Raw genomic sequence first — 23,924 nt, 5'->3', positions numbered from 1 at the left:
GCCGCCACAAGCGTCTTTATCCAGGCCGCGCCTGTTGCACGGCACTTTCTTTATGAGATCTCGAATGAAAATTGATAATCCGAATCCGATCCAGTGGCGCTTTGCCGAACGCGCGGAACAGCTGCAAAGCTCGTTCATCCGCGAGATCCTGAAAATCACGCAGCGTCCCGAAATCATTTCCTTCGCCGGCGGCCTGCCCTCGCCCGCCACCTTCCCGGTCGATGAAATGAAGACGGCTTTCGACCAGGTGCTGTCGAACAACGGCAAGGTGGCGCTGCAGTACGGCCCGACCGATGGCTACCTGCCGCTGCGCCAGTGGATCGCCGATTCGCTGTCCACTAGCGGCAGCAAAATTGTGCCGGAGCAAGTCTTGATGACGTCCGGCTCGCAGCAGGCGCTGGACTTGCTTGGCAAGGTGCTGATCGACGAAGGCAGCCGCGTGCTGGTGGAAACGCCCAGCTACCTGGGCGCGTTGCAGGCGTTTTCCGTGTACCGCCCGCAATTCATGTCGGTCGACACCGATGACGAAGGCCTGGTGCCTTCTTCGGTCGAGCCGGTGGCCGACGGCGCGCGCTTGCTGTATGCGTTGCCGAACTTCCAGAACCCGACCGGGCGCAGCCTGTCCGTGGCGCGCCGCCTGGAACTGGTGGAAACCTGCGCCCGCCACGGCCTGCCGCTGATCGAAGACGACCCGTACGGCGCCCTCAGCTACAGCGGCGAGCCGTATCCGAAAATGCTGAACATGAATCCGGATGGCGTAATCTACATGGGCTCGTTCTCCAAGGTGCTCACGCCGGGCATCCGCCTGGGCTATGTGGTGGCGCCGCTGCCATTGGTGCGGCGCCTGGAGCTGGCCAAGCAGGCGGCCGACCTGCACACCTCGCAGCTGACGCAGATGGTGGTGCATGAAGTGATCAAGGACGGCTTCCTGGAACGGCATATTCCGAAGATCCGCACACTGTACGGCGACCAGTGCCAGGCCATGCTGCAGGCGCTGCAAGCGCACTTCCCGGCCAGCGTGACGTGGACCCGGCCCGAAGGCGGCATGTTTATCTGGGTCACCTTGCCGAAACACATCAATGCGATGGCCCTGCTCGATGAAGCGATCGCCAACAAGGTCGCCTTCGTGCCCGGCGCGCCGTTCTACGCCAACGCACCCGAAACCAACACTCTGCGCCTGTCGTTCGTGACGGTGCCGCCGGAGCGCATCCGTGAAGGCATCGCCATCCTTGGCAAGCTGATTGCCGCCAAGCTGTAAACCACTGCAATATTTCCGCCGCGCTCGCAAGGTGGCGGGAATATTATTATTGCAATGCTTTCCACAACACAAAGATTAAATTTTTCACCAAACAAATTGCCGAAGCGGTATGATCTGTATCAAAGTGTAACTTCAAGATCAAGCCAGATTCCTGCGTTATTGCTGGCCTGTGCTACATATCAGATAGAGGCTGGCAGTAATGAGTCCAGGCAGCATGGGATGCTCCCAACGGCGCGTAGCCGCGATACTGATCGTCGATGATGCGCCGGCCAATCTGGAGCTGCTGCGCAAACTGATGAGCGAGCAAGGTTACCAGGTGTATGTCGCCCTATCTGGCGAGCGAGCGCTCGCCATTGCCCAGCGCGCCCAGCCAGACCTGATCCTGCTCGATGTAATGATGCCCGACATGGATGGCTTCGAAACCTGCCAGCAGCTCAAGCAACATCCGCTCACGCAACGCATCCCCGTCATTTTCATGAGCGCCAGGACCGATACCGACGACGTGGTGGCCGGTTTCGATATCGGCGCCGTCGACTATATCGGCAAGCCGCTGCGGATGGCCGAAGTGTGCGCCCGCGTGCGTGCCCAGCTGCAAATTCGCAGCAACAGCGAAACCCAGGAAGAACAGGCCGAACGCCTGCGCACCATCGTCAACCATATGGCCGAAGGCTTGCTGATCATCGAGGCCGATGGCCGCATCCAGTACACCAATCCGGCCTGCGACCAATACCTGGGTTACCGCGAGAACGAGCTGGCGGGCCACTCGATCGCAGAACTGCTCAGCCCCATGGTGACGCAGGAATACCTCGATTATTTCGCCATGCATGCGGCCAATCCGGACACCGCGCACAATCACGGCACGCGCGAAGTGGCGATCCGCCACCGCGCTGGCCACGCGCTGAGCATGGATCTGACCCTGACACCCATGTATTTGCGCCAGCCACTGTATATCGGCCTGCTGCACGATATCACCCATCACAAGCACTCCGAACACGCGCTGCAGCGCGCCGCCTACCTCGACCCGCTCACAAAAATAGCCAACCGCCGCCATTTCGACAGTTTCCTGGAAAAAGAATGGCAGCGCGCCGTGCGCAACGGCGGCGTACTGTCGCTGGTGGTGCTCGACGTCGACCATTTCAAGCTGTACAACGACAGCCTGGGCCACCCTGCCGGCGACACCTGTTTGCAGCAAGTGGCGCAAGCGATCAACTCCCACGCCTGCCGCGCCGGCGACTTGGCAGCGCGCTATGGCGGCGAAGAATTCGTGATGCTGTTTTCGGAAACCGAAGCGGAAAGCGCCATGCACCTGGCCGAAACCATCCGCGCCAACGTCGAAGCGCTGCAACTGCCGCACCCGCGATCATCCACTTCACACTGGATCACCGTCAGCATCGGCGTCGCCACCATCCGCCCCCACCAGCTGGACAACCGCGAAGCCCTGTTCGTCGCCGCCGACCGCGCTTTGTATGTAGCAAAAGAAGCCGGCCGCAACCAGGTGCGCGCGACAAGTTCGGGGAGTACGGCGTGGGAGACGGTGAAGGCAATCATTTTGCGCTAAAGTAACAGACCCCAGCTCACCACATACGGTTGAACCAGGCCCAAGTCTTCAGCAAAGGCTCCCGGGCCAAGCGGGCCTGAAAAATGCCGAGGGCAAGGCGCAGCGACGCAGACAGTACGAATGTACGGCAAGGAAGCTGCAACGCCGCCATCGGCATTTTCTCGGGCCCGCGTCTCCGGCCCGCTGTTTTCAAGCCTTTACATCAGAATTTCCGGGACACACTCAATTTCGCATTACGTCCAACGCCAGTAACCGCTTCACTCAGATACGGCATGTAATCACGGTTAAAGACATTATCGACCGTCAGCCGCACCTCCGTCCCCCTCCAAAGACCGCCAGTACCATTCCACGACGCAAACAAAGTATGCAGCGCATACCCCTTCGACGGCGGCAAGCGATAAACATTACCGACCGGCAACACCCTATCCTGCTTCGCCACAAATCTCCCCTGCCAGCCGACAGTGGCGCCTTGTGAAGGAAAACGCCAGCCCAACCCCGTCATCACCTTGTCCGGCGCCACCGTCGATACCGGTTCATTCCTGCCCCAGGGATCACGTTGCGATCCCCGGCGCGAGCCGAATTGCGACGACAGCGACGCGCTGGCAAACAGGCGCGGCGAGTTGTAATACGATTCGATCTCGACGCCCTCGGTACGGAAACCAGCCAGGTTGCGATAGGAAGACAGTCCCGGCGGCAAGCCCGCGCCGCTGCCTGAAACATAGCCTTCGACCAGCACGCCCAGGCGCGGGCCGATATTGTCTTCAACCCGGTTACGGTAAGCCGTCACGCGCAGCTGCGCATCGTCGCGCTGCTGGAACAGGTTCTGGCGATGCAGCATCACGCCGACGCGCGCGGCCGTCACGCGCTCGACCGCCAGCTCGCGGCTGGTGCCCGGCGTATTCGAGCCCAGGCGGGCCGACACATAATATTCATTCGAATACATCTCGTCGATGGTCGGTGCGCGCCAGGTGCGGCTCAAGTCGCCAAACAGCGCCAGCGCGCTGCTGGCCTTCCAGAACAGGCCCAGGCGCGGCGACCAGTCTTCATGGGTTTTTTCGCTGAAGTCGTGGCCGGCGGCCGGCAGCGGGCTGTTGTAGCGAGACGCCACGTTCGGCACGCCTTCCGACACCACGCGGTCGTGGCGCAGCGCCGCCGTCAGGGTCACGTCGCCATACGTCATCGCATCCTGCAGATACAGCCCGCGCGTTTCCTGGCGCCCGGACGGCATGTAATATGGCTGGAAGTAGCCATAGTTATAGCTCGGGTCTTTCAGCGCGGTCGACGACGGGTAATACATCAGCGTGTCGCGCACGTTCTTGTGCCATTGCAGGCCGGTCATCAGCACGTGCGATACCGCACCGGTATTAAACACGCTTTCATTGCGGATCTCGGCGATGCGGTCGACATACGAGGCCCAGCTTTCATTGCCCAAGGACCCCAGGTACGAGCCCAGCGAGGCCGATGGCAGGCGCTTGTCGTGCTGGTCGGTATGCGAATAGCCGGCGGTGGCCGTCAGCTTCACCCAGGGATTGTTGGCCGGTGCGTACTGCCATTTGACGGAATAGGTGTCGTCGTTCTGGTCGCGGTAGACAGCCTTGCGCTGCCACGCTTCTTCCAGGCCGTAGCGCTTGATTTCCGCTTCGGTCGGCGTCGGTACGTCCTCGCCCATGGCGGCGAACGGCCCCCACCCGGTGCTGCCGCTTTTCATGGCGGTCAGCGTCAGCAACTGCTCGGCTGTCAAACGCACATTGAGCTTGAGCAGGTGCGATGGCGCATCGATGGCGGAAAAGCGGAACGGCTTGCCGTCCGGTTTGCGCAGGTCGTCCGACTTGCGCCGGGTGGAAAACGCCATCACGTCGTAGCGACCGTCTTCCGTGCGGCCGTAGACGGCGATAGTGGCGTCGTCTTCCGCATTGTTGGTGTGGCGCGAGTACTTCACAAAAGCGCCCAGCTTCGCATCGCCGTCGAGCATGTCCTTCGCGTCCTTGGTCTCGACCGTGATCACGCCGCCAAAGCCGCCATTGCCGTACAAGCTGGTATGGGCACCCTTGTTTACTTCGATCTGCTTGATCAGTTCGGGCTCAATGAAGATCGAACCCTGGCGGTATTTTTCAAAGCCCTTCGGCACGCCGTCAAGGATGACTTTCACGTCCTGCACCTTGTTGAAGCCCCATATATTGAGGCTTTGCCCGCTCGGGCGCGCAGTGCCGGCCAGGTCGACGCCGGGCAAGGTGTCGAGCAATGAGGCCACGTTGTCGGCCTGCTGGCGTTCGATATCTTCGCTGTTGAGATAGGAGCGCCCGGCCGTGCCGGCGCTGATGGCGTCACCGAACACGCTGATGGCGGGCATTTGCGTATCGTTCGAGGTATCGGCCGCGTCCGCAGCCCAGGCATTGCCAAAGGCGCCCAAGGCCAGGGCTAGCGCCAGTGCTGCTGCCATCGGGGTCAGCGCGCCTGCGCGCACGGTGTACTTGGTGCTCAATATCATTGCCATCCTTGCCTGATGTTGCCTTGGTGAAATTCGAGGCACATCATACAATGAATGAGAATGATTCGCAATATCATTCAAGCATATTCAAGCAGGGTAACCGGTGATCTCCGCTATATCGCGATACAGGGGCCGCAGCCGCGCATACATCTTGCGATACACGCGCCGGTACAGCTGATCGTAGATACGCACATGCTCGGCGTTCGGCTGGAACACACGGCCCTGGCGCGTCATGGCGCGCACGGCAGCGGGAAAATCGGTGTGGTAGCCCAGGCCGACGGCGGCGGCAATCGCTGCGCCCAGGCCCGAGCTTTCATAGACATGGGCGCGCGCGGCCGGCATGCCGAAGATGTCGGCCGTCAGCTGCATCGCCGCATCGCTTTGCGAACCGCCGCCGGCGACGCGCAATTCGGTAATCGGCACGCCGCTTTTTTTCTCGATGCGCTCGCGCCCTTCGCGCAGCGCATAGGCCAGCCCTTCGAGGATGGCGCGGTACATATGGGCGCGCGTATGCACGTCGCCAAAGCCGATCATGGCGCCCTTCGCTTCCGGTCCCGGCACCTTGATACCGGGGCTCCAGTAGGGCTGCAGCATCAGGCCCATGGAACCGGGCGGCACGCTGTCGACCAGGCAGTCGAACAGCGCTTCGGCGCTCAATCCCGAGCCGTTTTCGGCGGCCGCCTGCCGTTCGCGGTCGCCGAACTGCTCCTTGAACCAGTTGACCATCCAGTAGCCGCGGAAGATCTGCACTTCGGTGCTGTAGGCGCCCGGCATGGCGGCCGGATACGGCGGAATGAAGTGCGTCACTTCCAGATACCGTTGATTGGTGGTGTTGATGGTGGCCGTGGTGCCGTAGCTGAGGCATGCCACGTGCGGCGCGGCGCAGCCGGCGCCCAATACCTCGCAGGCCTTGTCGGCGGCCGCCGCCAGCAGCGGCGTGCCCTCGGCAATACCGGTGGCCAGCGCGGCCGCCGCGGTAATCGCGCCCATGCGGCTGCCCGGCGCCACCAGTGCGGGCAGCATGGCTGGCTTGATGGCCAGCGCCTGCCACTTCCAGTCATGGCGCCCGGCCCAGGCATGGCGCTTGTAGTCGAACGGAATATACGCCACCTGCGAACCGGTCGAATCGATGAATCGGCCGCACAGGCGATAATTCAAGAACCCCGACAGCAGCAGGAATTGATGCGTGCGCCGCCACACATCGGGCTGATGCTCGGCGATCCAGTTGATCTCCGCCTCGCGCTGGAAGTACCTGATGGTGCCGTCCAGGCGCGCAAGGCGAAACGCCGCCCGCCACCACGGCGCCAGTGGCGGCAGTTGCCGCGCCTGGCGCTGGTCCAGCCAGGTAATCGCCGGGCGCAGCGGCCTGCCGTCCTGGTCGAGATTGACCACCGTGCCGCGCTGCGTGGTCACGGCCACGCCTTTTACCTGCGATTTGTCGATGGAGGTGGTGCGCCACAGCTGCTGGCACGCCTCGCACACGGCCTGCCAGTAGCCGTCGGCGTCGTGCTCGGCCCAGCCGGGATGGTCGGAAAAATACGGCTGCAAAAACACCTGCGCCTTGGCCGCCAGGTTGCCCTGCAAGTCGAACAGCAGCGCGCGCACGCTTTGGGTGCCGTTGTCGATGGCCAGCAGATAGGGGCCTGCGCTCACCGGCCGCCCGACCGTGCCAGGGCCGCACGCAAGGCGGCCAGCAGTGCTTGCGGGTCCTGCGCTGGCTGCGCGCTGAATATCGGCGCTTCCCAGTCCTGCCCGCGCACCGTCACCACGCGCAGGCGGCCATCTTCGCTCCAGGCCGGATACCAGCCGACGTCGACGATATCGCCATTGGCGCAGGCGATCTGCAGCAAGTCCTCGCCCAGGTCGTCGACGATGGCCGCCACCGGCTGCGCCAGGTCCAGCGTCGACAAGGTATCGTAGGTGATGCGGGCCTCGTCCAGTTCCAGTACTTCGCCAAACAGCATGGTATTGATAATAATCTCCTTTTTTATGGTGCGGGCAGGCTGTAATGGCCATGCCACAACGCCAGGTAGCGCGCCTGTTCATCGTCCCAGCGTAGGTCGCTCCAGCCCAATTCATCCTGGCAGATGGCGCGCACGCGCGGCAACATCGCCTGCGCGCCGCCGGCCACCAACAGGCCCAGGCGGGTGCGGCGCAGCAGCAAGTCGTCCAGGTGCTGCACGTTTTCCATGCGCGCGCCCCAGCGCAGCTGCGCCCACAGGGTCTGCGTGCCGGCGATGATCTCAAGTTCGCCGTCCTGCGCCGCATCGCACAGCGCCTGTGCCTGCGCACCGTGGCGGCCCAGCAGGCGCAAACGCTGGTCAAAGTCCAGGCGCATGGCCTCTCCCGTCAATGGCGCCACGGCGTCAAACACCGGCAGCTTGCGCAGGTCGGCGCGCCAGTGCGCCAACAGCGGCGCGGCCATGCGCAGCGCGCCCAGCGCGATGGCGCGAAAAGTGGTCAGCTTGCCGCCGGCCACCGTCAGCAAGCCCTGCTCCACCCATAGCGCATGTTCGCGCGCTTCCTGCGAAGGGTCAAGCGCACCGCTGGCCACCACCGGCCGCACGCCGGAAAAGGTGGCGATCACGTCGCTTTCGACCAGCGCGAGCGCCGGGAACTGCCAGCGCAACGCGGCCAGCAGATACTCGAATTCGCCGCGCGTGATGGCCGCCTCGGCGTCCAGGCCATCGCCGTGGTCAACATCAGTGGTGCCCACCAGGGTCACGCCCTCCCACGGATAGGCAAACACAGGCCGGCCGTCTTGCGGATGCATCAGGCTGATCGCCTGCGCCAGCGGCAGGCGCCAGGCCGGCAGCAGCAGATGGCTGCCGCGCAAGGGCCGCAGCCTGGGTGCGCCGCCAAGCTGACCGCGCAAGCGGTCACCCCAGGCGCCGGTGGCGCTGACCACCAGGCGCGCCCGTACGCGGTGCTCGGCCTTGCCGATGGCGTCATGCAGCAGCGCGCCGTCGACCTTGTCCTGCGTACGCAGCAAGGAGGTCACGCCCAGGTAATTGACGGCCACGCCGCCATGCCGGCGCGCTTCCTGCAGCACGCGCAGCACCAGGCGCGCATCGTCAGTCTTGGCGTCCTGGTACAGCATGCCGCCCTGCAGGCCGGCGCGCTCCACATGCGGCGCCAGCATGGCAAAATCGTCGGCAGAAAGATGGCACCGCGTGCGCCGGCCGGCCATCGCATCATAGATGGCCAGGCCCAGCATGAACTGGCGCCGGCCCGGCTTGCGGCCCGCATAATCGCCAAAGGCAAACCCCTGCGGCTCGACCAGGCCTGCCGCATCACGCAGCAAGGCCTGGCGCTCATGCACCGATTCGAACGTCATGCCCAGGCGGCCCTGCTTCAGGTAGCGCAAGCCGCCATGCACCAGTTTCGACGAGCGGCTCGACGTGCCCCAGGCAAAATCCTTCTGTTCGACCAGCAGTGCGGTCAATCCGCGCCGCGCCGCTTCCAATAATATCCCCGCGCCGGTAATCCCGCCGCCGATAATCAAGAGGTCCCACTCGCGCGCCAGCAGCGCGGATAGCGGCTCGCGGTTCATGATCCCACCCTGGCGTCCGGCAGCAGTTTGCCGGGATTCATCAGGCCCTGCGGGTCGAACTGGCGCAGCAGCGCAGCCATCGCCGCCAGACCCAGCTCGCCCTTTTCGGCTACCAGGTACGGCGCGTGGTCGGTGCCCACGCCGTGCTGGTGGCTGATGGTGCCGCCATGCGCCACGATGGCGGCGCAGGCGGCGTCTTTCAAGGCGCGCCAGCGGGCCATATTGTCTTCATAGGTAGCCGCCAGCCGGTACACATAGGTGGTGTACACGCTGGCGCCCTGCGGGTACAGGTGCGACAGATGCGTGTAGGCGTGCACGCGCTCGCCAAAATGCGCCAGCGCCATGGCGGCCGACGCTTCCAGCGCCGCCATCATGGCCGGCACGCGCGGCCAGTCAACCGCCGTTTCCACCGTGTCGATCACATAGCCTTGTTCCCACGCCGCATTGCGCAGGTAAACATTGCGAAAGCGGCCCTGCTTCCATTTGTCGCCCATGCGCCGGCCCACGTGCACGCCCCGGTGCCCGCGCACCAGCGCCAGAGCGGCGCGGATCGCCGCGCGCACGGCCGCCGCCTCGCCGCTGGCGCCGACCATCAGCATGCAGGGTGCTTCGCCGCAGCCGCGCAGCAGCAGGTAGCGCTTGAGCCACCCGATCTGGCGCGCATGGCCGGCCAGCGCCAGCATGGTCTGCGTTTCCAGTGTGTTCGACAGGCGCAGCAAACTCAAAGGCAGGCGCGCTTGCGCCAGTGCGCGCACGGCCGCCAGCGCTGGCGCCAGGCCGGGGAAAAACACGGCGTGGAAGGCTTCACGGGCCGGCAGCGGACTGACGCGCACCGTCGCCTCGGTGATGATGCCGATGCGCCCTTCCGAGCCCAGCACCATTTCGCGCAGGTCGATGCCGGCCGCCGAAGCGGGAAAGGTCGGCAAGGCCAGGGTGCCGCCCGGTGTTTCCACCACGCCGCCGGCAAATAGCTGCTCGATGCGGCCGTAGCGCAGCGACTGCTGGCCCGACGAGCGCGTGGCGATCCAGCCGCCCAGGGTGGAATACTCGAACGATTGCGGAAAGTGGCCCAGGGTATAGCCGAGCGCGCGCAGCTGGGCTTCCAGGTCGGGGCCAAACACGCCGGCGCCAAAGGTGGCCAGCTGCGCCTCGCGGTCCAGGTTTTGCAAAACGCACAGGCGCTGCAAACTGAGCGACAGCACGGGACGGCCATCGTCAGGCACCGTCAAATGGCCGGCCACGCTGGTGCCGCCGCCATGGGCGATGATGACGATGCCATGTTCGCGTGCATGCGCCAGCAATGCGCGCACCTGCTCGCCGCTGTCGGGAAACGCCACGCCATCGGGCACCGCGCCGATGCGGCCATGGCGCAGTTTGAACCAGTCGGGCAGGCTTTGCCCCAGCGCGTGGCGCACGCGCAAGGCCGGTGCGGTATCGATCAGCGGATGCGGCGCCAGGCGCGAGACCGGCACGGCCGCGCAAACGGCGTCGAAGCTGGCGTCCGTGATCGCCTGGCCCGGTCCCAGGCGTTGCTGCAAGAAGCCCAGCGCTTCGGCACCCAGGGCATGGACGACGCTGTCGTCGCCCCATCCATTCCAGCGTCGCATCGTTTGCCTCCCAAGATATACTGTCTGGCAGCCAGCATAGGCCGCCACCATCACGAGGTATTGGTTTTTCATGACAATCGCATTGTTCCATCATGCCAGACACTGACACCGTCGCCGCAGCCTATGTACAGCCGCTGCTGGAAGCGGCCGGCGCGCACGGCATCGACAGCGTCACGCTGGCCAGCGCCGCAGGCCTGCCCGCGCACGGCCTGTCGCCGCTGCCGGCCACCTTGAGCGCCCCCGCCTATGTGCGCCTGCTCGACGCGGGCGCCATGCTGGCGGGCGACGCGCACTTCGGCCTGCACGTGGGCGAGCGCGTGCGCATGGGTACCTACAGCGCCTACGGCCTGGTGCTGCTCAGTTGCGCCAGCGTCGGCCAGGCGCTGGAACAAACGGCCCGCTATGAAGTGCTGGCGCACGACCTGGGCCGCTCGTCGCTGCGGCGCGACGGCGAGTGCTTTCAATACCGCTGGACCAGCCACTATCCGCACGCCAGCCGGCACCTGGTCGACAGCGTGTTTGCCGGCATTCGTGTATGCGGCGACTGGCTGGCCGGCATGCCGCTGCCGGTCGGCGAACTGGCGTTTGCCCACGACGGCGGCGGCGAGGCGTTGCTGCGCCATGCCAGCCATCTTGACGAGTATGTACGCGTGCTGGGCAGCCTGCCGCGCTTCCGGGCCGACGCCAATACGGCCACCATGGACGCGCAGGTGCTGGACTGGCCCGTGCCGAATGCCGACACCAGCCTGTATCCGCTGCTGCGCCAGCATGCAGAACAGCTATTGGCGCAACGCTGCGCGGTAACGGGCAGCATTGCCACCGTCGAAGCGCAGGTGCAACAAGCGATTGCGGCCGGCCTGCGCCACGGCGCGGTGCGCCTGGCCAGCGTGGCAGGCGAACTGGCGATGACGCCGCGCACCCTGCAGCGCAAGCTCGGCGACGCGGGCACCAGCTTCCAGGCCCAGCTCGACCAGGTGCGCTACCGCCAGGCCTGCAATTACCTGCGCCAGCCCGACCTGTCGCTGGTCGATATAGCCTTTTTGCTCGGCTACCAGGAGCAAAGCGCCTTCAACCACGCCTTTCGCGCCTGGGCCGGCACCAACCCGGGCGCCTGGCGCTTGCAGGCCCGGCTTGATGCGCGTGAATGATCTGCGTCGCGGTTTCTGGCTATACTGGCAGCGGCAAGTTAATTTGACTCCTCCAACCTGCACCGCAAAGGATGAATAATGCAACTCAAGGACAAAGTCGCACTGATTACTGGCGCCGCCAGCGGCATCGGCAAGGAAATGGCGATTGAATACGCGAAGCAAGGCGCAAAGGTCGTGATCGCCGACCTGGCGCTCGACGCCGCCAGCAAGACTGCCGATGAAATCACCCAGGCCGGCGGTGTAGCATTCGCCGTCGCCATGGATGTATCGAGCGAAGAACAGGTGGACAAAGGCGTGGCCGACGCCGTGGCGCATTTCGGCGGCATCGATATCCTGATCAGCAATGCCGGCATCCAGATCATCAGCCCGGTGGTCGACTACCCGTTCGATCAGTGGAAGAAAATGCTGGCGATTCACATGGACGGCGCCTTTCTCACCACGCGCGCGTGCATGCGCGCCATGATTCAAGGTGGCCGCGGCGGCGCCATCATCTATATGGGTTCGGTGCACTCGCACGAAGGCTCGCCCTTCAAGAGCGCCTACGTGGCGGCCAAGCACGGCCTGGTGGGCCTGGCCAAGGTGGTGGCCAAGGAAGGCGCAAAAGACGGCATCCGCGCCAACGTGATTTGCCCCGGTTTCGTGCGCACCCCGCTGGTTGACAAGCAGATCCCGGAACAGGCGGCGCAGCTGAACATCAGCGAAGAAGACGTGATCAAGAAAGTCATGCTGAAAGACACCATCGACGGCGAATTCACCACCACCCAGGACGTGGCGCAAACCGCCGTGTTCCTGGCGGCGTTTCCGTCGAATGCGCTGAGCGGGCAGTCGATTGTAGTCAGCCATGGCTGGCATATGCAATAAGCTGCAAGCAGGACCAGGCAGGCGGCGCTGTCCGCCTGCGTTCCGACATCCTCCGAAAGCCATTCATTTGCACCCCAATACCTATCTGCATCCGCATCCGGGCCGCACTGGCCGCCTGCTCGCCCGGCTGGCCAACAGCACGCGCTGGGCCAACTGGCGCCATGCCGTCATGTCGCGCCTGCCGTTTGTCACGCTGGCCAGCGATGTGGTCGATGTGATCTATGTCAGCTGGCTGGTCGATGCGCAGGCGGCGCGGGCGCTGCTGCCAGCCGGTCTATCGCTGTTCGAGCGCGACGGCAAGACGCCGTTCACGGTGCTGACTTACCGCCATGGTCATTTCGGCCCACGGCTGGCTGGCCCCTTGCGCCGCCTGATGCCGTCTCCGCTGCAAAGCAATTGGCGCCTGTATCTGGAGCATGCGCCGGCCGGCGCGCCGCAAGTACCGACCGTATTTTTCCTGAAAAACGTCATGGACAGCCTGCCGCATGCGCTGGGCACGCGGCTGTTCAGCGATATCCTGCCGACCCACCTGGCGGCCCGCATGACGCATGGTGTCGATGAAAAAACCGCCCATTGCGGCATCGTGGCGGGTGCCGGCAGCGCGCCCGCGCTCGACGTGCAGGCGCAGGTGGCTGGCGCCAAGGCGCTGGACGAGGAATGGCGCGCCATGTTCGGCAGCTGGGATGAGGCCGTGGCCCATCTGGCCTGCCAGGATGCGGCCATCGCCCACGTATCGCGCAATGGCAAGTTGGCGCTCGGTGAAATCAGCCTGCCGGTCGAGCTGGCCAACGTGCTGCCGCTTGCTCCGCTGCGCGCTGACTGCGCGCTGCTGGCGCAATTGCCGGCCTTGTCGCCGCCGTTGGCTTTCCTGGTGCCCGCCGTGCCTTTCCAGGCGCTGTCCGAGCGGCTGTTGTAGCGTCTGGTCCGGCAGCGAGCTTGACATGGACACCGAGCAATTACCTTGCCGTCCAGACGATCCCGGGACAACATCATTATCCCGGTAGCTCTTGTCAAAGCACCAGTCAACGCGGCACATAGCGCCAGGCGCCGTTCTCCAGCATATAGCTGAGTTCAGTCTTGATATCGCTGGCCTGGCCCGGCGTGCTCAAGACTGTATCGCACACCAGATAGCCCGTCTTGCGCTTGACGTCGCAATTGGCCAGCGACTTGATCTGCATGGTGGTGGCCGCTTCCTGCAGCTGCTTGTCCTTTGCCGCTTCCGGATTTTTGGCTATTTCATCCTTGGCCCAGGCGCGCACCAGCGCCATCGCTTCGTCCAGCGCCGGGCCGGGGAATTGCGCATTCTTGCGCTCGACGCCGACCCAGCTGCCGCCTTCCTGGCGCAGCGGCAGCACCGTGTAGCCGTCGCGCATGCCGGCGCTCATGCCGACCAGGCAGACGGTTTCATCTTTCACTTCCGGCGACGGCAGGCAGCCCGACACGCTGGTGACCTTGACGGCAATCGGCATGCTCGACTTGGTTTTCGCCACGCCGGCGTCGACGGCGGCCTGGATCTGTTCCTGGGTGGGACTGGTGGCGCCATGGACAACGCCGGCGGAAAACAAGGTGGCAAGGGTGAAGGCAAAAGTGGTCAAGCGCATGGCGGCATACCCATATGAAAAAAGAAACATAGTCTAACAGCTACCTCGCGCACCCCCGTTCCGATTGGCAACAGTTTCCGACAACCAAGAGGCAGGCAGCTCTTGGCCACCGGCAGTCAACTCCGGCGGCAAGCTGCGCTTTGTTGCTATCATGTCGGGCTGTCGGCGGGACTGCCGGCCAGATCGATCTAGAACATAACGGGAGTTTGAATGAGTTTACGTCTGCTGCTCTTGGGAGCATTCAGTGCCGCCATGGCCACCACCGCCGCTGTTCCGGCGCTGGCCGCGCCGCGCGGTTTTACCGTCGAAGACATGGTTGCGATGGAACGTGTCGGCAGCCCGGTGCTGTCGCCCGACGCCACGCGCGTGGTGTACACCGTGCGCAGCACCAACCTCGATAAAAACCGCGGCAACACGCAGCTGTGGATGATCGACCTGCGCGCACCGAACGCCGCACCGCGCCAGCTCACGCGTGGCGAGGCCAGCGCCAGCGCTCCGCAATGGTCGCCGAAGGGTGACGCCATCTACTTCCTGTCTGGCCGTTCGGGTTCGTCGCAAGTGTGGCAGCTGCCGATGAACGGCGGCGAAGCGAGCAAGGTCACCGACCTGGCGCTGGACATCGATACCTACCGTTTGTCGCCGCAGGGTGACCGCCTGGCCTTCAGCATGGGCGTGTACCTCGATTGCGCCGACATCGCCTGCAGCAAGAAGCGCCTCGATGACAAGGCAAAGAACAAGGCCTCCGGCATGGTTTACGACCAGCTGTTCGTGCGCCACTGGGATAGCTGGGCCGATGGCCGCCGCAACGTGCTGTACTCGGCGCCGATCGATGCCAGCGGCAAGGTCAGCGCCATGCCGGTCAGCCTCTCCGGCACGCTCGATGGCGACGCGCCATCGAAACCGTTCGGCGACAACGGCGAATATCACTTCAGCCCGGACGGCAAGACGGTGGCGTTTTCGGTGCGCGTGGCCGGCCGCACGGAATCGTGGTCGACCAATTTCGACGTCTACACCATCCCCGCCATCGGCGGCGAAGCGCCGCGCAACCTGACCGCCGACAACCCGGCCTGGGATGCGAAAGCGACTTATTCGCCGGACGGGCGCACGCTGGCCTATGTGGCCATGACCAAGCCTGGCTTTGAAGCGGACCGCTTTCACCTTGTGCTGATGGATGTCGCCACCGGCAAGAAGCGCACCGTGGCCGACGACTGGGACCGTTCGATCGCCGACTTCCGCTGGACCCCGGATGGCAAGGCCCTGCTGGCCACCGCCGATGACGTCGGCCAGCACCGTTTGTTCCATATCGACGCCGCCAATGGCAAGGTCTCGGCGCTGACCGGCAAGGGCGCGGTCGGCGACTTCGACGTGCGTGGCAACACCATCGTGCTGACCCAGGCCAACCTGGCCTCCGGCGCGCAGCTGTACCAGCGCAAACTCGACGCAAAGTCCGAATCGGCGCCGATGGTGCAGTTGACGAAGCAGAATGCGCAAGCGCTGGCCGATGTGCGTTTCGGCGAATACGAGCAGTTTTCGTTTGCCGGCGCGAATGGCGAGACCGTCTACGGCCACGTGATGAAGCCATGGAACGCCAAGGCTGGCGAAAAGTATCCGATCGCATTCCTGGTGCACGGCGGCCCGCAAGGCAGCTTCGGCAACAGCTGGAGCTACCGCTGGAATCCGCAAGTATATGCGGGCGCCGGCTACGCCACCGTCTTTATCGACTTCCACGGTTCGACCGGCTACGGCCAACAGTTCACCGATTCGATCAGCGGCGACTGGGGCGGAAAACCCTTGGTCGACCTGCAAAAAGGCCTGGAAGCGGCCACGCAGAAATTCGCCTGGCTGGACCGCGAGCGCAGCTGCGCACTCGGTGCTTCCTACGGTGGCTACATGATGAACTGGATCGCCGGTAACTGGCCGGACGGCTTCAAGTGCCTGGTCAACCACGATGGCGTGTTCGACAACCGCGCCATGTACTACGCGACCGAAGAGCTGTGGTTCAACGAGTGGGAAAACGGCGGCACCTACTACGACGCGGCGGCGAAACACGAGCAGTTCAATCCCGTCAACTACGTGAAGAACTGGAAAACGCCGATGCTGGTGGTCCAGGGCGACCTGGACTTCCGCATCCCGACCACCCAGGGCCTGGGCACCTTCACCGCGCTGCAGCGCCAGAACGTGCCGAGCAAGCTGCTGGTATTCCCGGACGAGAATCACTGGGTCTTGAAACCGGCGAACTCGCTGCTGTGGCATCACACTGTTTTGGATTGGTTGAATACTTATACCAAGAAGTAAGGTGGCGATTGTCGGATTACGCTACGCTAATCCGACCTACCATCGATCGTAGGTCGGATTAGGCCCCAGGCCGTAATCCGACACCACCACCGCCAACGCTCAATACGTATTGAGCGCCTTGGCAAACTTCACGATCCACAGCCGTGCCGGCCGCTCGCGGTCTTCGCCGCGCGCCACGCGGATGGTGTTGGCGGCGCTGCAGCCCGTTGCGGTGCTGGTGACGATCACGCCATTGGCGTCCACCACGCACTTGGTGACATCGGCGCCCGCCACTTCCACCCCGTTCGCATCAAACACCTTGGTTTTCATGCCGAAGTCGTTGTCGTTGGCCAGCGCGATGGTCGAACCGTCGACCAGGGTCAGGCCTTCGGCTTTTTCCGCCGCCCAGCCAATCGCGTTCAGGTCCAGCAGCAGGGTTTTCTTCATCGCTTTCACCTGCGCCCAGTCGGCGCCATTGACCACCGCGGCGGCCATGCTGCTTTTTTCCAGGTCCGAGGTCGCCGCGTTATAGCTGGCCGCCGAAATATCGGTGGCCGCGTTCAGGTCGACCAGCATCAGTTTATTGAATACCTTGCCCGACGGCGCCGCGCCCTGCTCGATAACGAGGAACTTGCCACCACCGAGCGCCACCATGTCGCCCAGCTTGGCGTTGCCGGTGCGGCCGTCCTGGTAGTCTGCCGCATCGAGCGGATAGGCAAACATCCTGCCGCTGGTCCCAAGCGCCGGGTCGAATTCGATCCAGCGCGTAAAGCGCGCATAGCGCTCGATCAGCTCGGCTTTTTTGGTGACGGCATAGGTGGCACTGCCGTCGGTCAGCGGGCTTTGCAAGAAGGCGTACAGCTTGTCGTTGGACGTGTCGAGGGTCATGCCTTCCATGCCGCGGTTGGCGCGGCGCTTGGCGAACAATGCCGGCAAGCCCTTGCCCGGTTCATACTTGGCCTGGATCACGCCGGTGGCTGCGTCGAGCTTGATGATGAAGGGGCCGTATTCGTCCGATACCCACAGCGCATTGCGCTTCTTGTCGACCACGATCGCTTCCGAATCGAGGCCGCCCGCGTTGAACACTGCCTTGCTGGCGGCATCGTATTTCATGACGTCCATTACGGGAATCTCGGCCGAATTGCCGACCGCACCGACCGGCACAGGCAGGCCCGAGGTGTTGACCGTGGCGCTGACCTTGATCGGCGTGGAAGACGCCAGCACGGCGCCGTTCTTGCCCACCGTGATCACGCCAAACGCCGGCGTGAAGCTCGGTGAAGGGAATATCTTGCTGCCGATGGTTGCGCCCTTGAGGTTCGGATCCGGCACCAAAGGACCGTCGCCGTTCGGACCGCGGTCGGTCAGGCCATAGAATTCCAGGTCGCCATTGGCGGCGGTGCCCTTGAAGGCAAGGCCGGAGCCGTAGGACGGCAAAAAGCCGTTCGGGAACTCCTCCTTGATCTTCGCGTTGGCGCCTTCGTACGGCACGTAGAAACTGTTGGCCGCCTGGATCTGATAGCGCGTGACCGTCACTTTCACTTCGCCAAGTGGCGTGGTTTGCGTCAGGGCTTCGTTGAGAGGCGTACCGATTTTTGAGGCCAGCGTGTCTTCGAAATGCTCGCGCACCAGGGCGCGGCGCTCGGTGTCGACCGTACGCGCCGCAAATTTGGCGCCCAGGGTGGCCAGTTGCGCGGCCAGCGCGGTGTTGAAGGCGGCAGGGGCGGCGCCAAAGTCCAGCGTCTTGCCAGCCAGCGCCGTCTTGACTTCAGTGCTGATCTTGATGCCGTTCGACGGATCGCTGTCGTCGTCCAGCAGTTGCAGCGCCAGCAGGCGGTTGACCACCTTGTCGTCGGCCACGCTGGTGCTGGCAGCAAGCGTCAGCGGCGTAATGACGGGATTGCAAAGCGTACTGCCCAGCGCCAGGCCGCCCATGCTGAAGGTCACGCTGTCGCCAGCGTTGCAGGTGAATTCGCCCTTGGCATTGGTGCTGGCCTTGGCCGCGCTGCCGGCCACGTAGTCGAGGCCTTCGACGGCGCCGTCGAGAAAGACGCCCGTCATGGCCACCGGTTTGGCTGGCTCAACATGATTGGAATCACTGCCGCCGCAAGCGGCCAGGCACAGGCCGGCGGCAATCGCCAGCAGGGTCAGTTTTGGTATCGTTACGGCAGTGTTCATGCATTCCCCGGTTGTTGTGAGCATCAAAACCGGAAAGCCTACAGTGTCGAAATGACAAGCGTATGACAGGGTTGTCAAGATGGATGCGCCAATGCGACAGATTCATCGGGAGGGCCGCCGATGCCGCCAAAACGGCCGTCGGCCTGGCGCCGGAATTCTTTTGGCGTGACGCCCTTCACTTGCAGGAAGCGGCGGTTGAAATTGGCCACGTTCTGGAAGCCGACGTCATAGCAGACGTTCGATACATACTGGTCGGTGTCCATCAGCAGCTGGCAGGCCTTGTTGATGCGCAGGCGGCTGATAAAGTCGGTAAAACTGTTGCCGGTCGCCTTGCGGAAAAACCGCGAGAATTTACTGAGTGACATGCCCACCTGTTCGGCCAGCATTTCGGCCGAAATCGGCTCGCGGTAGTTTTCCGTGATGTAGTTGAGCACCGCATTGACCTTGGCCAGGGTGGCGTCGTCGTCGTACGAGCGCAATGAGGCGGTCGACAGCAGCCGGTAATTGGCGGTGCGCGCCAGCGCCACCATCAGCTGCAAGAAGTGGCCGAAGCGTTCGGCGCCGTGGGTGGCGCGGATGCAGGCCAGGTGCCGCTCGGCTTCCACGCCCATGTCGAAGAACTCCACGCCATAGCTGGAGCGCTCGAGCAGCGGCAGCAGCTCGCGCAACTCCGGAATCACGCGCGCCGCGCCGGCCAGTGGCGCATGCGAAAACTGCACGATCATGTCGCGCAATGGCACGCCGCCTTCGGGCACCACGGTGGAAATCCAGTTGTGCGGCAGGCGCGGGCCGGTCAGCACCAGGTGGCCGGGCGAAAATTCGCCGATATAGTCGCCGACGAACAAGCGCCCGCTGGTGGCGACGATCAGGTGCAGCTCGTATTCTTCATGGCAGTGCCAGCGCACGCGCGAGCTGGGATAGCCGTGTTCCAGGTAGTTGATGATGCCGTCGTAGCTTTCGCGCTCCAGTTCGGGCGGCTTGCGCTCGATCTCGCGCTGCGCATCCTTGAGCCATGTCTGTTCCATGCTTGTCTCGTTTGTTTTGAAGCGGTCTGCCGCCGCTGCCGCTCAATGTACCGCAAAACGCGGCCAAAGTCGCTAACTCTGCTCACCGAAACGGCCCAGCGCCTGCTGGCGAAACTCCTTTGGCGTCATGCCTTTCAGTTCCAGGAAGCGGCGGTTGAAATTGGCGACGTTGTTGAAACCGGCCTCGTAGCAGATATTGCTGACGTAATGCTCGGTCTCCATCAGCAGCTGGCAGGCCCTGTTGATGCGCAGGCGGTTGACGAAATCGGTAAAACTGTTGCCGGTGGCGCTGCGAAAAAAGCGCGAGAAGGTGCGCTCCGGCATGTCCACCTGCTCGGCCAGTTCCTTCAGCGAGAACTGGCTGCTGTAGTTGTGGACGATGAAATTGATGGCCGAACTGATACGCGCCAGTGCCGCATCGTCGTCGCTCGACTGCATCGGAATGGTCGACAGCAGCTGGTAGTCGCTGGTCTGCGCCAGTTCGCCCAGCAGGGTCAAAAACTCGATCAGGCGCGGCAGGCCGCTGCTGTCGCGGATGCGCTGGAAGCGCCGCAGCGACTGCTCGCTGACGTTGAAAAACTCCACGCCGTGCAGGGCCCGCTGCAGCAGCGGAAAAAGGTCCTTCAGCTCGGGCATCGCGGCCGCCATGGCGGCCAGCGGCGGATGGGCGAACTGGATCACCATGTCGCGCAGCAGCACCCCTTCGGCCGGCGTGCCCAGCGAAACCCAGTTGTGCGGCACGCGTGGCCCCGTCAGCACCAGATGGCCAGGCGCAAACTGGCCGATATAGTCGCCGACAAAGACCTTGCCCGAGCTTTCCACGATCAGGTGCAGCTCGTACTCGTCGTGGTAATGCCAGCGCACCAGCGAGTTCGGAAAGCCGTGCTCCAGGTAGCGGATAAAGCCATAGCTGCCCTTGGGCTCGAAACCGGGCGTGGCGTCGCGCTGCTGCTCGTGCTCCATCTGCGGCAGCGGATACTCGGCCTTCCTGGGCGTGGCGCGCATGGCTGCTGCGTCAGGTGACGATCTGGTCGAGCGCGCGGCGTGCGCCCAGGTTGTACAGTCCCTCCAGCGACAGGCTGACCGCCTCGGCAAACGCCGGTGTGTCGGACAGCTCGCCGAACAGCTCGCGCAGCGACAGCAGCGCCGTGGCGTTCGCGCCGCCATGCAGGGCCAGTTCGCGCAGGCGCACGCCGTGCGGATCGTTGAGTGGCATATCAAGACCATTGTCGTCATGGCCTTCCAGGTAGCGGAACCAGCAGGCGACCGTGAACGCCAGCAGCTTGATCTCGCCGCCCTGCTCCAGTGCTTCGCGCACCGAGGGCAGCACGAATTTCGGGATGCGCGCCGAGCCTTCGGTGCCGATGCGCGCCAGCTGGTCGCGCACGGCCGGATTCGAAAAGCGCTCGATCAGGGTGTCCTTGTAGCTGGCCAGGTCGATCCCTTCGACTTCTTCGAGCAGCGGCGTGACCTCAATATCCATCATGCGCCGCACCAGCGCCCGGATACCGGCGTCCGCCATCGCTTCATGCGCATAGGTGTAGCCAAGCAGCATGCCGATATAGCACAGCGCCTGGTGGCTGGCGTTGAGCAGGCGCAGTTTCATTTTTTCATACGGCAGCACGTTGTGCGTCATCTGCGCGCCGACCAGTTCCCAGGCCGGGCGGCCATGCGGGAATGTGTCTTCGATGACCCACTGGCGGAACGGTTCGCACACCACCGGCCAGGCGTCGACGATGCCGAATTTGTCTCGCACCAGCGCCCGGTGTTCGTCGGTGGTGGCCGGCGTGATGCGGTCGACCATGCTGTTCGGGAAAGCGCAGCCAGCCTCGATCCAGCTGGCCAGTTCGCCATCGACCAGGCGCGCAAACGCCAGCAGCATATGGCGCGTGACGTCGCCGTTGTTTTGCAGGTTATCGCAGGACATGATGGTAAATGGCGCCAGCCCCCGTTCCCGGCGCAGCGAGAGTGCGGCCAGCAAGTAGCCGAACGAGCAGCGCGGCGCGCCGGGGTGCGCCAGTTCATACGCGATATCGGGGTGGCCGGCGTCGAACTCGCCCGTGCCCTGGTTGACGTAGTAGCCGCCTTCGGTGATCGTCAGCGAGACGATGCGGGTGCTTGGCGCGGCCAGCTTTTCCAGCACTGCCTGCGGGTTGTCGGGCGCATACAGGTACTCGGCCACGCAGCCGATCACGCGCGCCGTGTCGCCCTGCGCGCTGCGCTCGATGACCGTGTACAGGCCGTCCTGCGACTGCATGGCGTCGCGCATGGCGGCGTCGTGCGGCAGCAGGCCCACGCCGCAATAACCCCACTGTTCATGGCCCGGCAGGGCCAGCAGGTCATCCAGATACACGGCCTGGTGGGCGCGGTAAAATCCGCCCACGCCGATATGCACGATGCTGGGGGTGAGCGTGCCGCGCGCATAGGCCGGCACTTCGATGGCTGCCGGCAGCTGGGCCAGCGTAGCTTGTTTCAAGGCGATGGCATTCATGATCAAATTCCCTTCGCGCCGGCATAGGTCTTGCCGTCGCGGTCAAAATAATGGACAAATCCCGGTTCGAACGTCAGTTGCGTCTGCTGTCCCGGATGCAGGCTGCTGCGCTCGGCGCCGCGCGAGACCACCTGCACGTCGTTGGCCAGGCGCACATAGGTCAGGGTTTCCACGCCCAGCGACTCGACCAGTTCGACGGTGACTGGCACACTGCCCGGCTGCGCGGCGCCCAGGTGCACGTGCTCGGGGCGGATGCCGACAAAGCCGTCGGCCTGCGCCGCGCTGCCCGCCTGCGCCAGCAGTTGCGGCGCAGCGCCGGCCGGCACCACGTTCATGCTGGGCGTGCCGATGAACTGCGCCACAAAGCGGTTGGCCGGGCGGTCATACAGCTCCAGGGGCGAGCCGTGCTGCTCGATCTGGCCATCGCGCAGCACCACCACGCGGTCGGCCAGGGTCATCGCCTCGACCTGGTCGTGCGTGACATAGATGGTGGTGGCGCCCAGTTCGCGGTGCAGCTTGGCGATCTCGATGCGGGTCTGCACGCGAAGCGCCGCATCCAGGTTCGACAGCGGTTCGTCGAACAAAAACACCTTCGGGTCGCGCACGATGGCGCGGCCGATCGCCACGCGCTGGCGCTGGCCGCCCGACAGCTCTTTCGGCGTGCGTTCCAGGTAGCGGCCCAGATCGAGGATGGCAGCCGCCTTGTCGACTTTTTCGCGGATGATCTTCGGGTCGACGCCGGCCAGTTTCAGCGCGAACGACATGTTCTGGAACACCGTCATGTGCGGGTACAGCGCATACGACTGGAACACCATCGCCAGGTCGCGTTTCGATGATGGCAGGCCGGTGATGTCGCGCCCGTCGAGCGCCAGCTTGCCGCCGTCGATCGGTTCCAGGCCGGCGATCAGGCGCAGCAGGGTCGACTTGCCGCAACCGGAAGGCCCGACGAAGACGACGAACTCGCCCTGCTTGATTTCCAGGTCGATGCCCTTGATGGCGCGGTGCTCGCCGAAGAATTTTTCGATATTGCTCAGTTGAAGATAAGCCATGATGTCATCCTAATTTTTACTTTACGGCGCCGAAGGTCATGCCCTGGACCAGTTGTTTTTGACAGAACCAGCCCAACGCCATGATGGGTGCAATCGCCATCAGTGAAGCGGCCGACAATTTGGCCCAGAACAGGCCTTCGGGACTCGAGTACGAGGCGATCAGCCAGGCCAGCGTGCCGGCGTTCGAGGCACCCAGGTTCAGCGACCAGAACGATTCGTTCCAGGCCCACACCATGCACACCAGCGCGGTCGACGAAATGCCGCCCACCGACAGCGGCAGCACCACGTGGCGGAACTCGTCCCAGACGGTGGCGCCGTCCATGCGCGACGCTTCCAGGATTTCGCGCGGCAGCTCCTTCATGCTGGTGTACAGCAGCCAGATCATGATGGGCAAATTCATCAGCATGAACATGATGGTCAGGCCGATGCGGGTATCGAGCAGGCCGAAATACTGGTAGCAGATATAGATCGGCATCAGCGCGCCCACGCCTGGCATGTAGCGCGAGCTGAGCATGAATTTCAGCAGGCCGATGGTGCCGCCAGTCGGGAAGAACGCCATCGAGTAGGCGGCCGGAATCGCGATCAAGAGGCCGATGGCGGTCGAGACGACGCTGGTAAACAGCGAGTTCCAGGCGTAGCCGAAGTAGTTATCGCGCGCCAGCACTTCGCGGAAACTGTCCAGGGTGGGCGTGAAGAACAGCAGCGGCGGCGTGGAAATGGCCTGCCCTTCCGTCTTGAAGGCCATCAATCCCAGCCAGAAGATGGGAAAGAACAGCAGCAGCGCGAACAGCCAGGCGGCCACCGTGCGGCCATACAGAGCAACTTTATTGTGCATG

At 63.9% G+C, this 23,924-nt stretch carries 18 protein-coding genes; 6 read left to right on the top strand and 12 right to left on the bottom strand.

Going from position 1 to position 23,924, the window contains the following annotated elements:
- The first annotated feature begins 64 nt into the window (after positions 1 to 64).
- On the top strand, positions 65 to 1,258 hold the full coding sequence (locus AC0Z42_RS28440; RefSeq protein ID WP_485471427.1) for an aminotransferase-like domain-containing protein: 1,194 nt from the start codon (positions 65 to 67) through the stop codon (positions 1,256 to 1,258).
- Positions 1,259 to 1,472: 214 nt separating this feature from the next.
- Positions 1,473 to 2,816, top strand: coding sequence for a diguanylate cyclase (locus AC0Z42_RS28435; RefSeq protein WP_485471426.1), 1,344 nt, complete (start codon positions 1,473 to 1,475; stop codon positions 2,814 to 2,816).
- A gap of 202 nt (positions 2,817 to 3,018) precedes the next feature.
- Here AC0Z42_RS28435 and AC0Z42_RS28430 read toward each other — a convergent pair whose 3' ends face one another.
- The 5 genes from AC0Z42_RS28430 to AC0Z42_RS28410 form a co-directional block, all read right to left on the bottom strand.
- Positions 3,019 to 5,304, bottom strand: coding sequence for a TonB-dependent hemoglobin/transferrin/lactoferrin family receptor (locus AC0Z42_RS28430; protein WP_485471425.1), 2,286 nt, complete (start codon positions 5,302 to 5,304; stop codon positions 3,019 to 3,021).
- 87 nt (positions 5,305 to 5,391) lie between these two features.
- Positions 5,392 to 6,957 (bottom strand): FGGY-family carbohydrate kinase, encoded by a 1,566-nt coding sequence (locus tag AC0Z42_RS28425; RefSeq protein ID WP_485471424.1) that lies wholly within the window; start codon positions 6,955 to 6,957, stop codon positions 5,392 to 5,394.
- Positions 6,954 to 7,268, bottom strand: a complete 315-nt coding sequence (locus AC0Z42_RS28420) for a hypothetical protein (protein ID WP_485471423.1) — start codon at positions 7,266 to 7,268, stop codon at positions 6,954 to 6,956. Before AC0Z42_RS28420 ends, AC0Z42_RS28425 begins: the two co-directional genes overlap by 4 nt.
- A gap of 23 nt (positions 7,269 to 7,291) precedes the next feature.
- Positions 7,292 to 8,857 (bottom strand): glycerol-3-phosphate dehydrogenase/oxidase, encoded by a 1,566-nt coding sequence (locus AC0Z42_RS28415; RefSeq protein WP_485471422.1) that lies wholly within the window; start codon positions 8,855 to 8,857, stop codon positions 7,292 to 7,294.
- Complete coding sequence (locus AC0Z42_RS28410) at positions 8,854 to 10,464, bottom strand: FAD-binding oxidoreductase (protein WP_485471421.1); 1,611 nt, start codon at positions 10,462 to 10,464, stop codon at positions 8,854 to 8,856. The genes AC0Z42_RS28415 and AC0Z42_RS28410 overlap by 4 nt, the downstream gene beginning before the upstream one ends.
- A gap of 92 nt (positions 10,465 to 10,556) precedes the next feature.
- Between AC0Z42_RS28410 and AC0Z42_RS28405 the strand changes: the two genes are divergently transcribed.
- The 3 genes from AC0Z42_RS28405 to AC0Z42_RS28395 all read left to right on the top strand — a co-directional run bounded on the left by AC0Z42_RS28405 (position 10,557) and on the right by AC0Z42_RS28395 (position 13,389).
- The gene (locus AC0Z42_RS28405) at positions 10,557 to 11,612 is read left to right on the top strand and encodes an AraC family transcriptional regulator (RefSeq protein WP_485471420.1); all 1,056 of its coding nucleotides are present in this window, start codon (positions 10,557 to 10,559) and stop codon (positions 11,610 to 11,612) included.
- Positions 11,613 to 11,690: 78 nt separating this feature from the next.
- A complete protein-coding gene (locus tag AC0Z42_RS28400) occupies positions 11,691 to 12,473 on the top strand; it encodes a 3-hydroxybutyrate dehydrogenase (protein WP_485471419.1) in 783 nt (260 codons plus the stop codon).
- Between the two features lie 67 nt (positions 12,474 to 12,540).
- Positions 12,541 to 13,389 carry a DUF2071 domain-containing protein gene (locus AC0Z42_RS28395; protein WP_485471418.1) on the top strand — a complete coding sequence of 283 codons (849 nt, stop codon included), beginning with the start codon at positions 12,541 to 12,543 and terminating at the stop codon, positions 13,387 to 13,389.
- Positions 13,390 to 13,495: 106 nt separating this feature from the next.
- On the opposite strand, the gene AC0Z42_RS28390 is transcribed toward AC0Z42_RS28395, so the two are convergent.
- Positions 13,496 to 14,074 (bottom strand): hypothetical protein, encoded by a 579-nt coding sequence (locus AC0Z42_RS28390; RefSeq protein ID WP_485471417.1) that lies wholly within the window; start codon positions 14,072 to 14,074, stop codon positions 13,496 to 13,498.
- Positions 14,075 to 14,284: 210 nt separating this feature from the next.
- Between AC0Z42_RS28390 and AC0Z42_RS28385 the strand changes: the two genes are divergently transcribed.
- Complete coding sequence (locus AC0Z42_RS28385) at positions 14,285 to 16,369, top strand: S9 family peptidase (protein ID WP_485471416.1); 2,085 nt, start codon at positions 14,285 to 14,287, stop codon at positions 16,367 to 16,369.
- Positions 16,370 to 16,468: 99 nt separating this feature from the next.
- Here AC0Z42_RS28385 and AC0Z42_RS28380 read toward each other — a convergent pair whose 3' ends face one another.
- The 6 genes from AC0Z42_RS28380 to AC0Z42_RS28355 all read right to left on the bottom strand — a co-directional run bounded on the left by AC0Z42_RS28380 (position 16,469) and on the right by AC0Z42_RS28355 (position 23,923).
- On the bottom strand, positions 16,469 to 18,523 hold the full coding sequence (locus tag AC0Z42_RS28380; RefSeq protein ID WP_485471415.1) for an esterase-like activity of phytase family protein: 2,055 nt from the start codon (positions 18,521 to 18,523) through the stop codon (positions 16,469 to 16,471).
- 74 nt (positions 18,524 to 18,597) lie between these two features.
- Positions 18,598 to 19,548 carry a helix-turn-helix domain-containing protein gene (locus AC0Z42_RS28375; RefSeq protein WP_485471414.1) on the bottom strand — a complete coding sequence of 317 codons (951 nt, stop codon included), beginning with the start codon at positions 19,546 to 19,548 and terminating at the stop codon, positions 18,598 to 18,600.
- A 72-nt stretch (positions 19,549 to 19,620) separates the two neighbouring features.
- On the bottom strand, positions 19,621 to 20,553 hold the full coding sequence (locus AC0Z42_RS28370; protein ID WP_485471413.1) for a helix-turn-helix domain-containing protein: 933 nt from the start codon (positions 20,551 to 20,553) through the stop codon (positions 19,621 to 19,623).
- Positions 20,554 to 20,563: 10 nt separating this feature from the next.
- Positions 20,564 to 22,039, bottom strand: coding sequence for a mannitol dehydrogenase family protein (locus AC0Z42_RS28365; RefSeq protein WP_485471412.1), 1,476 nt, complete (start codon positions 22,037 to 22,039; stop codon positions 20,564 to 20,566).
- Between the two features lie 2 nt (positions 22,040 to 22,041).
- On the bottom strand, positions 22,042 to 23,088 hold the full coding sequence (locus tag AC0Z42_RS28360; RefSeq protein WP_485471411.1) for an ABC transporter ATP-binding protein: 1,047 nt from the start codon (positions 23,086 to 23,088) through the stop codon (positions 22,042 to 22,044).
- A 16-nt stretch (positions 23,089 to 23,104) separates the two neighbouring features.
- Positions 23,105 to 23,923 carry a carbohydrate ABC transporter permease gene (locus AC0Z42_RS28355; RefSeq protein ID WP_485471410.1) on the bottom strand — a complete coding sequence of 273 codons (819 nt, stop codon included), beginning with the start codon at positions 23,921 to 23,923 and terminating at the stop codon, positions 23,105 to 23,107.
- Position 23,924: the final 1 nt, after the last annotated feature.

It is taken from the genome of Janthinobacterium sp. 1L-D-8-B-C4 (assembly GCF_057291295.1).
The sequence above is the reverse complement of the archived record's forward strand: the minus strand, read 5'-3'. Positions and strand labels throughout refer to the sequence as shown.

Excerpts from the sequence above, each read along its gene's own strand:
- AC0Z42_RS28440 (WP_485471427.1), top strand. The coding sequence starts at position 65 with ATGAAAATTGATAATCCGAATCCGATCCAGTGGCGCTTTGCCGAACGC.
- AC0Z42_RS28435 (WP_485471426.1), top strand. The coding sequence starts at position 1,473 with ATGGGATGCTCCCAACGGCGCGTAGCCGCGATACTGATCGTCGATGAT.
- AC0Z42_RS28430 (WP_485471425.1), bottom strand. The coding sequence starts at position 5,304 with ATGATATTGAGCACCAAGTACACCGTGCGCGCAGGCGCGCTGACCCCG.
- AC0Z42_RS28420 (WP_485471423.1), bottom strand. The coding sequence starts at position 7,268 with ATGCTGTTTGGCGAAGTACTGGAACTGGACGAGGCCCGCATCACCTAC.
- AC0Z42_RS28415 (WP_485471422.1), bottom strand. The coding sequence starts at position 8,857 with ATGAACCGCGAGCCGCTATCCGCGCTGCTGGCGCGCGAGTGGGACCTC.
- AC0Z42_RS28410 (WP_485471421.1), bottom strand. The coding sequence starts at position 10,464 with ATGCGACGCTGGAATGGATGGGGCGACGACAGCGTCGTCCATGCCCTG.
- AC0Z42_RS28405 (WP_485471420.1), top strand. The coding sequence starts at position 10,557 with ATGCCAGACACTGACACCGTCGCCGCAGCCTATGTACAGCCGCTGCTG.
- AC0Z42_RS28400 (WP_485471419.1), top strand. The coding sequence starts at position 11,691 with ATGCAACTCAAGGACAAAGTCGCACTGATTACTGGCGCCGCCAGCGGC.
- AC0Z42_RS28390 (WP_485471417.1), bottom strand. The coding sequence starts at position 14,074 with ATGCGCTTGACCACTTTTGCCTTCACCCTTGCCACCTTGTTTTCCGCC.
- AC0Z42_RS28385 (WP_485471416.1), top strand. The coding sequence starts at position 14,285 with ATGAGTTTACGTCTGCTGCTCTTGGGAGCATTCAGTGCCGCCATGGCC.
- AC0Z42_RS28380 (WP_485471415.1), bottom strand. The coding sequence starts at position 18,523 with ATGAACACTGCCGTAACGATACCAAAACTGACCCTGCTGGCGATTGCC.
- AC0Z42_RS28375 (WP_485471414.1), bottom strand. The coding sequence starts at position 19,548 with ATGGAACAGACATGGCTCAAGGATGCGCAGCGCGAGATCGAGCGCAAG.
- AC0Z42_RS28370 (WP_485471413.1), bottom strand. The coding sequence starts at position 20,553 with ATGCGCGCCACGCCCAGGAAGGCCGAGTATCCGCTGCCGCAGATGGAG.
- AC0Z42_RS28365 (WP_485471412.1), bottom strand. The coding sequence starts at position 22,039 with ATGAATGCCATCGCCTTGAAACAAGCTACGCTGGCCCAGCTGCCGGCA.
- AC0Z42_RS28360 (WP_485471411.1), bottom strand. The coding sequence starts at position 23,088 with ATGGCTTATCTTCAACTGAGCAATATCGAAAAATTCTTCGGCGAGCAC.
- AC0Z42_RS28355 (WP_485471410.1), bottom strand. The coding sequence starts at position 23,923 with ATGCACAATAAAGTTGCTCTGTATGGCCGCACGGTGGCCGCCTGGCTG.